Annotated in this window: 8 protein-coding genes and 1 pseudogene; 6 read left to right on the top strand and 3 right to left on the bottom strand. The window is 60.9% G+C overall.

Going from position 1 to position 13,148, the window contains the following annotated elements; genetic code table 11:
- A partial coding sequence (locus Y707_RS32830) for a proteasome assembly chaperone family protein (protein WP_253905156.1) occupies positions 1-667 on the bottom strand: 667 nt, incomplete at its 3' end.
- 264 nt (positions 668-931) lie between these two features.
- On the opposite strand from Y707_RS32830, the gene Y707_RS0112425 reads away from it, so the two are divergent.
- From Y707_RS0112425 to Y707_RS0112410, 4 genes are all read left to right on the top strand, one after another.
- Complete coding sequence (locus Y707_RS0112425) at positions 932-2,458, top strand: leucyl aminopeptidase (RefSeq protein WP_026535340.1); 1,527 nt, start codon at positions 932-934, stop codon at positions 2,456-2,458.
- Between the two features lie 173 nt (positions 2,459-2,631).
- On the top strand, positions 2,632-4,011 hold the full coding sequence (gene lpdA / locus Y707_RS0112420; RefSeq protein WP_026535339.1) for a dihydrolipoyl dehydrogenase: 1,380 nt from the start codon (positions 2,632-2,634) through the stop codon (positions 4,009-4,011).
- A gap of 111 nt (positions 4,012-4,122) precedes the next feature.
- Positions 4,123-6,030, top strand: coding sequence for a 2-oxoglutarate dehydrogenase, E2 component, dihydrolipoamide succinyltransferase (gene sucB, locus Y707_RS0112415; protein WP_026535338.1), 1,908 nt, complete (start codon positions 4,123-4,125; stop codon positions 6,028-6,030).
- Between the two features lie 183 nt (positions 6,031-6,213).
- Positions 6,214-6,642 carry an OsmC family peroxiredoxin gene (locus tag Y707_RS0112410; protein ID WP_026535337.1) on the top strand — a complete coding sequence of 143 codons (429 nt, stop codon included), beginning with the start codon at positions 6,214-6,216 and terminating at the stop codon, positions 6,640-6,642.
- A gap of 85 nt (positions 6,643-6,727) precedes the next feature.
- Here the strand turns inward: Y707_RS0112410 and Y707_RS0112405 are convergent, their stop codons facing one another.
- Together Y707_RS0112405 and Y707_RS25615 are read right to left on the bottom strand one after the other, a co-directional pair.
- Positions 6,728-10,321, bottom strand: coding sequence for a S41 family peptidase (locus tag Y707_RS0112405; RefSeq protein WP_026535336.1), 3,594 nt, complete (start codon positions 10,319-10,321; stop codon positions 6,728-6,730).
- Between the two features lie 136 nt (positions 10,322-10,457).
- Positions 10,458-12,077 (bottom strand): serine/threonine-protein kinase, encoded by a 1,620-nt coding sequence (locus Y707_RS25615; protein WP_051441936.1) that lies wholly within the window; start codon positions 12,075-12,077, stop codon positions 10,458-10,460.
- A 100-nt stretch (positions 12,078-12,177) separates the two neighbouring features.
- On the opposite strand from Y707_RS25615, the gene lipB reads away from it, so the two are divergent.
- A complete protein-coding gene (gene lipB, locus Y707_RS25610) occupies positions 12,178-12,915 on the top strand; it encodes a lipoyl(octanoyl) transferase LipB (protein WP_275451215.1) in 738 nt (245 codons plus the stop codon).
- A pseudogene (locus Y707_RS25605) lies at positions 12,912-13,148 on the top strand (lipoyl synthase); the annotation flags it as partial. The gene lipB and the pseudogene Y707_RS25605, both read left to right, overlap by 4 nt.

The following is a 13,148-nucleotide window of genomic DNA, read 5'->3' as shown; positions in this document are numbered from 1 at the left end:
CTGCAGCCGCTCCCAGGTACTCCATGGCACCAACGGCGGCGGGAGGATAGGTCGCTTCAGCCAAATAATGCGGAACATGCACCACGTATCCCACAACGCTGATCCCGGCCTCCGCCAGCCGGAGTTCCAGCAGATGGCCAATTGAAGCTGACAGCTCTGCCGTCGGCTTCCACGAGGTGATGCCCTCGATCAGATCCGGCCGGTTACCGTGGGCGGTGACGCCGAGGGGCCTGGTATGCGGAACAGGCATGGGCATTGAATGCACCCAGGTTACGAGATTCACCTCAAGCCTGCGGGTGAGGGCGACCACTGCACTGGCAAACCGTTCCCACTGCAGATCCGGTTCGAATCCGGTCAGTAACAGGAATGGCTGCTGCAGTCCGTCGTACAGGCGGTAAAGATCAAGCCGCGGTGGCTGGTACTCGGAAAAATGGTCTTCTACAAAGGTGATGTGGGGACGCCTGGACCGATAGTCAATCAGCTGATCGGCATCAAATGAGGCAATAAGTTCGTTGTCCAGATGGTTCAGCAGCTCTTCGCTGATCTGCGACGTGACCTGACCCGCTTCGGCGTAGCCGGTGAACCCCATCAGCATGTTCAGACCCTTGAGGTCCCCGGTGCCCATTACCTCTGCGTTGGTGCTAAAGAGGGTCAACGGATCAAGCATGGTTCCTCCATCTCTTTGGCCAGCCATCGCTGGGTCGTATGCGTTCATCAATAGAACGTCCGGGACACCCCAATCAATTCCGCCGTCAGGACTATCCGTAACCTTGACAACGGTCACAATAAACGTACAGCAGAGCCGCAACGGAAAGACTACGATCAATAGAACCGCCGCCCGGCGCATCATCGGGCAATCGCCGGTCCAGGTTTGTAAGGTGTCTCCTAGAGGCAACCAGCATCAAGGACATAGAAGTGAGGAACGGTCTCCGTGATCAAAGCCAGCGAACTCAAACTCCACGCCATCGCAAAAGACGCCAAGAAGGTGCAGTGCGATGCGATAGTAATCGGTGTGGGTGAGGGCACGGAAGGGCCCTTCCTCCTGGAAAACCCGCTCTCCCCCAAGGCCGCAACGGCACTCAGTGAATCGCTTGGTTTACTCGGTCTCACCGGCGCCCTCGATGAAGTCCAGCGTCTGCCTGGCCTGCCCGAGCTGAATGCGGATCTGCTCGTGCTGGCCGGAGTCGGCAAAACAGGTCTTGGTGGCGACGTCGACGACGAGTCACTGCGCCGGGCGGCCGGATCGGCAGTGCGCCAACTGGCAGGAGTGTCGTCGGTGCTCCTGGCGCTGCCTGCGTCAACGGTTCCGCAGGCAGCCGCCATTGCCGAGGGATGCGCCTTGGGTGCTTACTCCTATAACGAGTACCGGAACACCAGTGCGAAGTCCCAGCCGGAAATCGTCAGGGAAGTCACCATTCTTACCGAGGCCGCGGACGAGAAGCCGCTTAAGGACGCCCTCAATCGTGCATCGATCATTGGCAGAACCGTCAACGCCACCAGGAGCTTGGTCAACCAGCCGCCGAGCGATCTCTATCCCGAGTCTTTCGCTCAGGCGGCCAAGGACCTCGCCCGCAACCTGCCGGTTAAGGTAACGGTGATTGATGAGAAGAAGCTGGAGAAGGACGGCTACGGCGGAATACTCGGAGTCGGGAAGGGCTCTTCCCGTCCTCCCCGCCTCGTCAAAGTCGAGTATTCCCCCGCCAAGGCAAAGGCCAATCTGGCTTTTGTCGGCAAGGGGATCACGTTCGACTCCGGCGGATTATCCCTCAAGCCGGCCAGCGGAATGATGACGATGAAGCTCGACATGGCGGGAGCCGCCGTCGTACTGAACTCCGTGTTGGCCATTGCCGAGATGGGACTGCCGGTAAAAGCAACGGCGTGGTTATGTCTGGCGGAAAATATGCCGTCCGGCACAGCTCAGCGTCCTTCAGACATCATCACCACCTATGGCGGCCGTACCGTCGAGGTACTTAACACTGATGCCGAGGGCCGGTTGGTTATGGCCGACGGACTCGCCGCAGCCAGTGAAGAGAAGCCGGATGTGATCCTGGATGTTGCCACACTGACCGGCGCGCAAATGGTGGCTTTGGGCTCGCGGGTATCGGCAGTCATGGGCGACGAAGGCGTGCGCGCGGCGGTGAAAGAGGCTGCCGATCGGTCAGGCGAGCAGTTCTGGCCGATGCCTTTCCCGGAGGAGCTGCGTCAAACATTGGATTCGCAGGTAGCGGACCTGAAGAACATCGGCGACAAATTCGGCGGAATGCTCACCGCAGGAATCTTCCTCCAGGAATTCGTCGGTGAAGCAGATGGGGAGCGGATCCCCTGGGCACACTTGGACATCGCCGGCCCGGCCTTCAATGAAACTGCACCTTACGGTTACACCCCGAAGGAGGGCACCGGCGTAGGCGTGCGGACGTTGATCGCCTACGCGGAGGACGTTCTGAGCCGGACGAGCTAAGCCGAGCACCAATGACGTGACTCTGCACACACCTGCATCCCATCAGCGGCGGATCCACCTGTAGCAAGTGGAGCGCGGGCGCGGATGGGCGCTAAGGTGAACACGGAGATAGAGCACCAAAATCACAATTCGGCGTGCAGCGCACGTCATCGATTACGCGAGGGAGCGTCCAAGTGGCCGATTCAGCTGCGCAAGAATTTGACATCCTGGTTCTCGGTGGAGGAAGTGGCGGCTATGCCGCAGCCCTGCGCGGAGTGCAATTCGGGAAATCCGTTGGACTTATCGAGAAGGGGAAGCTGGGCGGCACGTGCCTCCACAATGGTTGCATCCCCACCAAGGCGCTGCTCCACACCGCGGAAATCGCCGACGGCGCCCGGGATGCCGAAAAGTACGGTGTTAAGGCCACCTTCGATTCCATCGACATGGATGGCGTCAACAAGTACAAGGACGGCATCGTCGCCGGCAAGTACAAGGGCCTGCAGGGACTGCTCAAGAAGAAGGGCGTCACTGTCATCGAGGGAGCCGGCAAGCTCGTGGGCGAAGACACCATCGAGGTTGATGGGAAGAAATACACCGGGAAAAACATCATTCTAGCCACGGGCTCCTATTCGAAGAGTCTCCCCGGCCTGGAGATCAAGGACCGCGTGATCACCTCGGACGAGGCGCTGAAGCTGGACTATGTCCCCAAGAGCGTCGTGGTGCTCGGCGGCGGTGTCATCGGGTGCGAATTCGCCTCCGTGTGGAAGTCGTTCGGCGTGGACGTCACAATCGTCGAAGCGCTTCCCTCACTGGTGCCCAATGAAGACGATGCGATCATCAAGATCCTTGAACGTTCCTTCCGTAAGCGCGGCATCAACTTCTCCACCGGCGTGCGGTTTGAAGGCGTGGAGCAGAACGACGACGGGGTCAAGGTCAAGCTGGAGGACGGCAAGTCTTTCGACGCCGACCTGTTGCTGGTCGCCGTCGGACGCGGTCCCGTGACCGACGGACTCGGTTACGAGGAAGCCGGCATCACCATGGACCGCGGATTCGTCATCACGAACGAGCGCCTGCACACCGGCGTCGGAAACATCTATGCGGTCGGTGACATCGTGCCCGGGCTGCAGCTGGCACACCGCGGCTTCCAGCAGGGTATCTTCGTCGCCGAGGAGATCGGCGGGGAGAACCCGGCTGTTATTGATGAGTCCGGGATCCCCCGCGTGACCTACAGCGAACCGGAAATCGCCTCGGTCGGACTGACCGAAAAGGGAGCCAAGGAAAAGCTCGGCGAGGATTCAGTCCAGGTCCAGGAATACAATCTGGCAGGCAATGGCAAGAGCTCGATCATCGGAACGGGCGGCTTGATCAAGCTGGTCCGGGAAAAGGATGGACCCGTTATCGGAGTCCACATGATCGGCAGCCGCATGGGCGAGCAGGTCGGCGAGGCGCAGCTGATTGTGAACTGGGAGGCGTTCCCCGAGGAAGTTGCCCAGCTCATCCACGCCCACCCCACGCAGAACGAAGCCCTCGGCGAGGCGCATCTGGCTCTGGCTGGGAAGCCGCTGCACGGCTAGGACTTGCGGCACACGCCTCCGTAATGCGACTACGGGGGCGTACCGGGTGGAATAAGCTGGCAATTAGGAACTCAAGAGAATTTTGGATCTACAAGGAGAAACGGGGACGACATGTCTGAATCCGTGAACTTACCCGCACTAGGTGAAAGTGTCACCGAAGGTACGGTGACCCGATGGCTGAAGCAAGTGGGTGACCGGGTCGAGGTCGACGAGCCCCTGCTCGAAGTGTCCACTGACAAGGTCGACACAGAGATCCCCTCTCCCGTTGCAGGCGTGATCGAGGAAATCCTCGTGGCTGAGGATGAGACCGTGGAGGTCGGTGCTCCCCTGGTTACCATCGGCGACAGCGAAGGCGGCGGATCCGGTGATTCAGACGAGTCCGCGGAATCGGCCGAATCGGATTCCAGCTCTGAAGAGCATGCGGAAGAAGAAGCCGAGGAAGTCACCAAGGGTGAAGCCACCGAGGCCGCTCAGATTCCGGAAGAAGCGATGTCAGCGGATGAGTCCGGTTCCGACGGCGGCAAAGAGGCTTCCGCCGGCGACGAAGCATCGTCCAGCGATAGCGGCTCCGGCGGCGGCGAGGGAACGGACGTGACGCTCCCTGCTCTCGGCGAGAGTGTAACCGAGGGTACCGTCACCCGCTGGCTCAAGCAGGTCGGCGACAGCGTTGAGGTCGATGAGCCGTTGCTCGAAGTTTCCACCGACAAGGTTGATACGGAGATTCCCTCTCCTGTGGCCGGAACGCTGCAGGAAATCAAGGTCGCCGAAGACGAGACAGTCGAAGTTGGTGCTGTGCTGGCCGTCATCGGTTCGGGCGAAGCTGCACCTTCATCCGCTTCGGCAGACGACGCCGAACCTACAGCAGCGGCCGAATCCAGCGAGCGTGAAAAGCCGGTCGAAAAGCCGAAGGAGCCCGCTGAAGAATCCGGCGGTGCTGAAGCACCCAAGGACGACAAGGCCAGCGACGAGAAGAAAACCGCGGAAGCAAAGGACGACCGCACGAAGGAAGAGTCGGCCAAGTCTGAAGAATCCGCACCGGAGAGCCAGGGCAAGCCCTCCCCGGATGAATCCGGGACTGACTTCAACTATGTAACGCCGTTGGTACGCAAACTGGCCAACCAGAACGATATCGACCTTTCAACCGTCAAGGGTACCGGTGTCGGCGGCCGCATCCGTAAGCAGGATGTTATTGCCGCGGCGGATGCTAAAAAGCCGGAGGCCGCCTCTGCTGAATCCGAGGCTCCGGCAGCAGCCGGGAAGCCATCAGGCGGCGCCGTCAGTGAAGCGAGTTCAAAACTGCGTGGCACGGTGGAAAAGGCACCCCGTATCCGGCAGACGATCGCCCGCCGGATGCGCGAATCACTGGACGTCTCGGCGCAGTTGACCCAGGTCATCGAAGTGGACATGACCAAGATTTCGAAGCTGCGCAATGCGGCGAAGCAATCCTTCCAGGAGCAGAACGGCGCCAAGCTGACCTACCTGCCCTTCTTTGCCAAGGCTGTAGCTGAGGCATTGAAGCAGCACCCGAAGCTGAACGCGTCCTTCGACGAGGAAGCCAAGGAAATCCAGTACCACGCAGCGGAGCACCTTGCTATCGCGGTCGACACTGACCGCGGGTTGCTGGTTCCGGTGATCAACGATGCTGGAAACCTCAACCTGGCGGGTCTGGCGCAGAAGATCGCCGATGTTGGTGCGCGCACTCGTGACAACACCATCGGACCCAACGAGCTCTCCGGCGGAACCTTCACGATCACCAATATCGGCAGTGCTGGAGCCCTGTTCGACACCCCGATCATCAATCAGCCGCAGGTTGGCATCCTCGGGACGGGAATCATTGTGAAACGTCCCGTCGTCGTCACCGATGCGGACGGTGACGACACGATCGCCATCCGCTCCATGGTCTACTTGTCCCTGACCTACGACCACAGGCTGGTCGACGGCGCGGATGCGGGACGATTCCTCCAGAGCCTCAAGGCGCGACTTGAAGAAGGCGCATTCGAGGCTGATCTAGGGCTCTAATCCTGGAATTAGTTGAGTGAGTGTGGGCACTGCCGAATGGTGGTGCCCACACTCATTTAACCAGTCACCCTTTGGAACTAAGTCTGCTGAACACATAGGCTGGGAGCAGCAGCGACGCCGATGCCGTCTGACCGGTGCCGGCCCCGCTGCACTGCTAGCGACCGACGAAACCCAGGAGTGCAGATGGCTACAACACGTACAGCTCATACTATTTGGAGCGGTGACCTCCCCAGCGGCTCCGGCCAGGTGTCCCTCGATACTTCCGGCATCGGAACTTACGATGTGACGTGGAAGGCCCGTGCGGAGGAATCAGACGGGAAGACCAGCCCGGAAGAACTCATTGCCGCGGCGCATTCCGCCTGCTTCTCAATGGCTTTCAGCGCCGCTCTCAAGGAAGAGGACAAGACCCCGGAGCGGGTGGAAACAAAAGCGGACGTTTCGTTCCAGCCAGGCGAAGGCATCACCGGTATCCACTTGACGATGTCGGCCAGTGTGCCCGGTCTGAACAATGAAGACTTCCAGCGGATCGCCGATGGCGCCAAGACCGATTGCCCTGTCTCGGCAGCATTGAAGGGAACCACAATCACTCTGGACGCCACACTGGAGAGCTAATCCTCTCCTGCAGGTTCCCGGTTCCGGTTACCTGAAAAGAAGCCCCGCTGCACGTGATGCAGCGGGGCTTCTTCATGCTCCAGGTTTAGTCGTTCTGCGGACGCGGCGGCAACGATGCCGGCTGAAGCTGCCTGTACCCGGCAAATTCCGGCGGCCTGTCCGTGGGCAGTTCCGACAGCATCTCCTTGAGCACTCCCACGCCATGTTCGAGCTGGGGATCTTCACCGGCGGCATAGGCGTGCGGCGGAAACGGCACCTCGATGTCGGGGTCAACGCCGTAGTTTTCAACCGCCCAACCGACTCCCCCGGTGAACCAGAAGGCATACCTTGGCTGGGTCACGGCTGTGCCGTCAGCCAGTTTGAACCGTCCGTCGATGCCCACGACGCCGCCCCATGTCCGCATGCCAATGACCGGACCGATTGCCCGCAGCTTGGATATCTGGGTAATGATGTCTCCATCGGATCCAGCAAATTCGTCAGCGAGAATCACGACAGGGCCACGGGGTGCGTGCGCCGGGTACGTCTGCGGCTGTTCGCCGCGGGGAAGGTTCCAAGCGGAGACTTTCCGCCCGATCAGCTCTGCCACGAGTTGCGAGGTATGTCCGCCCCGATTACGCCGGACATCGATGACCAAGGCATCCTTAGCCGTTTCGCTGTCGAGATCCCGGTGCAGCTGGGACCATCCCCGGGCCACCATGTCCGGTATATGCAGATACCCGAAGCTGCCACCGGACGCTTCCCGGACAATCCTGCGGTTTCCCGCCACCCAGTCTTGATAACGGAGTCGTTCCTCGTCATGGACGGGTACGACAGCGATCCGCCGGTGAGTGCCGGCTGCCTCACCATGCCCGGCACCGTTGATAATGGTCAGCTCAACCGTCTTTCCGGCAGAACCGGCCAGTTGTGAACTGAGGCTTCGTGCCCCGGACACTTCGACGCCATCGACGGCAGCGATAATGTCGCCCCTGCGGGCGGCCGCCCCAGGTGCAGTAAGTGGTGAACGTGCCAGCGGATCGGATGATTCACCCGGCAGAATGCGGACGATCTCCCAACCGCTTTCATGCCGCTTGAAGTCAGCGCCAAGCAGCCCCTGTTTGCCTGCTCCCGGTTCAACCATGAGGGCGGGCATCACGTAGGCATGCGACGTGCCCAGCTCCCCATGCAGTTCCCACAGCAGATCCATCAGGTCGTCGTGTGAACCCAGCTTCTCCACCAGCGGTCGATAACGCTCGTAGATGCCTTGCCAATCGATGCCCGCCATATCGGGCGCCCAGTAGAAGTCCCGTTGCAGCCGCCAAGCCTCGTCAAATGCCTGGCCCCACACTTGGACCGGGTCAAGCCGGACACGTATCCGCAGGAGATCAACGTCGATGCTCTCGGCGGACCCTTCGTCCACTTTTCCGCCAGCCGGAACGACCCGAACCTGGTTTTCATGCACCACCACCAGGCGCTTTCCATCGCCAGTGATGCGGTACCGGGTGACGGCAGGAACCAATGTCGAAACTTCCCGCTTAACCAGGTCAAAAAGTTCCAACCGCTGCGCTGGATCCTGGTCTGTGAGGGAAGCCCGTCCGTCGCCAGTGACGCCGTAGATGTCACTGGCGATCCACAACAGGCCACCGTCCGCAGCGGCCAGGCTGTCATAGCTCCCCTGCGGAACCGGTATTGAGATCAGCCGGTCCGCAATATTTTCCGGGTCTACGGTAACCGGTGCGGCCGTTTGATCGTTCTTTCCCTGTCCGTTGCCTTCGGGTGCCTTCGAAGAGTCCTCTGCTGGGTCTGCTTGACTGTCCGGGTCGGCACCGGTTCCGTCCGGCGACGGTCCGAAGGGCGAGGGCGTTTCAGCACACAGCGCCACCAAGAACGGTTTGGTTGAGGAGGGGAAGCTCAGGTCGAAACGGTGGGTATCGTATACCGGGTCAAAGCTTCGTTCGGACAGAAACGCAACGAAGCGGCCGTCCCGGGTAAATACCGGAGAGTGGTCGTGGAACCGCCCGTCGGTCAGGTCGATAATGTCGCTGGCCGGACGACGATCCCCATCCTTTTGATCGTTGCCGCTCCCGGACGGCGTGGCGACCTGTGCGATACGGATTTTTCGACGTCCACCCTCACCGGTCACGGGCTCGGCCCATGCGACCCAGGTGGAGTCGGGCGAAAATGCAAGCTCATCGATGGCGCCGTGATCCGTGGAAGAGATGCGGCGCAATTCCTTCGCGGCGCCGTCGAGGACAAACACTTCACCGAACTCGGTGGCCACGGCGGCAAGGGTGCCATCGGGACTGGCGGTTATTTCACTGATTCTCGTCGGATGGGGTAATGGAATACGGACATTGCCATCTTCCATGCCGTCAGCTTCATCAGTGTTCTGGCTTGTTCCCTGTCGCGCAGCGTCTGCCGGGTCCTGTGGCAGGCCTGGTTCCGTGCCGCTACTGCTCACGCCGCTGGCCTTGCCGGGCTGACCGTTGCCGTTTTGGGCGGTATTGACTTCTGCTGCCGAGACCGGGCGGGGTAACGCCGGTTCATTTGACTGGGCGTTGGACCCGTCCGCTGGTTCCGCCGCTGCGGGGCCCTGATGCGCGCCGGCAACAGGCCGGGCGAATACGTCCTTCAGGTAGAGCGCTTCCTCTCCACCGTGGTCCGCAACGTAAATGACCTTGCGGTTTCCCATTGGCCGGGACAGACGAGCGCGGACGCCCGGTGCCGCTTCAATCACCCGGGAAGGACCGTCGCGGTGTGTCAGCCAGTGAACTGTGCCATGAGATTCAACGACGCTGGCCCGCCCGGTTTCATCCGGCACCACGTCACTCAAGTGATTGGCGACCTTCAGCGGACGCTCGCGTCGGGAAGTAGAGGCGGATCCCAGAGTGATGTCCAGCTGCCTGGCCTCCGACTTCAGACCGTCCAGGAGCCATAGAGATCCCGCTGACTCGAACACAATCCGCTCGCCATCGGTGGATGCGTGGCGGACGTAGAAATCCTCATGATCGGTGTGCCGCCGCAGCTGGCTGCCATCTGGGCGAACGGAGTAAAGATTCCCGTAGCCCTCATGATCAGACAGGAAGACGATCCGGCCCTCGATCCACATTGGGTCGGAAATATTGCCGTCGATTTCGGGAGCCAGCCGGCTGAAGTCGCCGGATCCGTCCACATCGATCCAGAGCTTTCCGGCCGTGCCTCCGCGGTACCGCTTCCACCAAGCAGGCTCGCGGGAGAGCACGCTGGACAGCACGACAGGCCGCTCATCCCCCACGGTTGGACCAAAGGAAACGGAGTCCACCGGTCCATACGGAAGTACGCGCGGCGGTGCGCCATCGAGCGGAACGGCATAAGCCCAGGTATGACGGCTTTCTTCACGCTCGAACGAACTGGTGACCAGTACTTCGTTCCCGGAAGCGAAACCCTTAACCTTGGTGGAAATATGCCCCCAATAAGTCAACTGCCGGTAATCACCGCCGTCGGCCGATGCAGTCACCACTTCCGGGGCACTGCCCTGGATGACGGTCCAGGCGATGCGGGAACCATCCGGCGAAAAGCGCGGATTACGAGCCGGCAGCTGCATGGCCGATACGCGCCACGCCCGGCCCCCGAAGAGCGGCGCAACCCATACATCGTCCTCAGCAACGAACGTCACTGAATCGCCGTGCAGATGCGGATACCGGAAGTAACTGGATGAGGTCATCTTTCGATCTTAGCCAAAAGATTCCGTCGCGTTGGCGCGCCCGGGAGGTCACCGCGCGCCCCGCTGTTTGCGTATTGGACAGGACTCAATGTGACGGACAAATGGACGTCGTTCGTGGTGCGGATGGCCCGGCAACTCAGCCGACGGTTATTGGTTCCAATATCTCCGCGATAAGCCACCGTCCGTCCATCTTCTGCAGCACCAATGTCAACTGTTGCCTGCCCGCAGGTTTCTCCCGGCGTACAACATCGCCCTTCGCATCAAGCTCGCGAAAACCGGAGGTGTGCGCCGTGACCGCCATGGAGGCTGTTTCCTTGGCTACATCTTTTCCAGACGGACCATTCCCACCGGTACTATCGGCTGATATCCGTTCGACTTGCTCAATACTGGTTTCGAAGCCGGCCAGCACGTGGCCGGTCTGTTTAAGCCGGTCGGCAATTTTGGAATCAGCCGCCATCGCGGGCGAGTCCGGGACATTCACTTGTTGCAGCAGTCCGGTCCGGCCACTGCTGAAGGCGTAGGACCGCAACCAAGCCAGAGCGGGCACCGCGTCCTCTGGACTGGCCGACCGCAGCCCGTCCTCGACCCTTTCCGGCATCCCGGACGCCTGCCCACGGTCCTGAGGCGGCTCAGATGGGGGTACGGAGGAAGATATTCCGGCCTCAGCCAGATCGGGTTTTGACGACGGTTCAGTTGAACTGTTAGCCAGCAGCCCGCCGGCGACCAGTGCTGCGGTCAGCAGTGCCGACGCCGCTAGTGGTATCCGGAGGCAGCGCCGGGACAGGCGGGAACGGCATTGCCGGGAATGTTCTTTGCGCGGTAGCCGCAGGCGGTGGCTTTCCCGCTTCTTGTCGAGCGCAACCCGTCGTGTGAGCAGGTGCGGCAGGACGCTTTCATGTACTGCTTGGACCAAGTTAATGGGTATGGGGTCGGCACTGTTGTACACGGCCTGCTCGAACTCCGTTGCCGACGGCCGTGCCGCAGCGTCGGGTTCCAGTCCTGCCTCCAGGATTGCGGCCAGTTCCTCCGGAACACCGGGGACGAGGATCGAAAGTGGCGGTCTTCGGTCCTTGGCCGCCGGCACTCGACCGGTCAAGGCGTACCATCCCACCGCGGCCAGGCCATGAATGTCGTCTTCCGGGTGCAGGGACTCTTTGCGCCATTGAGGCTCCCCTTCCGGGGCTTCAAATCCAGCAGTGCCGGCTGGCGCCGCCCCGCTCTCGCCGGTCATCCGTCCGAGTCCGAGGTCCGAGAGCAGTGGCTTACCAAGTTCGGTAAAAAGCACATTGCCCGGCGCCACATCCGAATGTGTGATGCCTTGGCCATGGAGGTAGGCCAGGCATTGGGCTATGGGGGTCAGTATGGTGACGACTTCGCCCACGGGCAGTTGACCGCGCGTGCCGACCAGCGCGGCCAGTGATCCGCCGGCCGCATAGTCCATGATCAAAGTGGTCGTGCCGCCACTCTCGAGTACGTCATGCAGGCGCACGAGGTGTTCATGCCCCAACCTGTCCAGCAGCTGCATCTCCCTCCGCGCCTGTCCGGCTGTCACCTCGCCCGGAGCATCCTTCCGTTGAGCAGGGTGGAAAACCTTCGCGGCGAACAGCCCACCGGTCCTGTCCGCGCTGACCAGCCAGACTTCGGCGCAGCCTCCGGTGCCAAGTTTCCTGCCGCGGCAGTATCCGCTGAGAACCGGCGGCCCGGGGCTGTCCGCATCCGGTTCAGGCGATGGTCTGTGATCGGAAAATTGCTCCATGATTCATGGATACAGCAATTGGAAAACCCGTGCAGAAGTTATCCACAATTCCTCATTTCAACCCATAAATCATACGTCTAGAGGAGTTGGCCTCCCGGACATTAGGGTGACAACCATGACTCTGGAGTTTTCGCAGCTTGGGCTCGCGCCCCACTTTGTTAAGTACGAGGACGGCTGGGCAGCCCAGCAGAAGCTGCATGCTGAAGTTCTGGCCGGCACTGCTCCCAGCACGGTGCTGCTGCTGGAACACGAAGCGGTCTACACCGCGGGAAAACGGACCGAAGATCACGAACTGCCCTATGACGGCACCGACGTCGTTCATGTTGACCGGGGCGGCAAGCTGACCTGGCATGGACCGGGGCAGTTGGTGGGTTATCCGATCCTCGACCTGCCAGATCCGATTAAGCAATCGGAGTATGTCCGCCTGCTCGAAGAGGTCATCATCACCGTCCTGAGGGACTTCGGTGTTGAAGGTGAAATCGTTCAGGGACGTTCCGGGGTATGGCTGCCCGCAGATTCACGCGGACCGGCACGGAAGATTGCAGCAATTGGTATTCGGGTAGCCAACGGCGTGACCATGCATGGCTTCGCCATCAACTGCAACAACGACCTGCGCCCGTTCGGCAAAATTGTTCCCTGCGGAATTTCGGACGCCTCGGTCACCTCCATTAAAGAGGAGACGAAACAGGACGTCACCCCGGCCGATATCCTTCCCCGCATTATTGAGGAACTCGGACGCCATGAAGAACAACTGGTCGCCGGCCCGGACACCGACGGCGGCGCCCGGAAGGGCCAAGCCGAGACCGGCGGCGCCCGGAAGGAAGGAGCATTACTATGACAGTAGCCCCGGAGGGCCGGCGCATGCTTCGCGTGGAGGCACGCAATGCTGAGACGCCCGTTGAGCGTAAGCCGGACTGGATCAAGTCCAAGGCCAAGATGGGACCTGAGTTCATCGGGCTCAAAAATCTGGTCAAGAAGGAGGGCCTCAACACTGTTTGTGAAGAAGCAGGTTGCCCCAACATCTTTGAATGCTGGGAGGACAAAGAGGCGACTTTCCTGATCGGCGGGTCC

Source organism: Arthrobacter sp. H14 (assembly GCF_000520495.1).
GTDB lineage: Bacteria > Actinomycetota > Actinomycetes > Actinomycetales > Micrococcaceae > Arthrobacter_C.
This window is presented reverse-complemented; position numbering and strand designations above follow the sequence as displayed.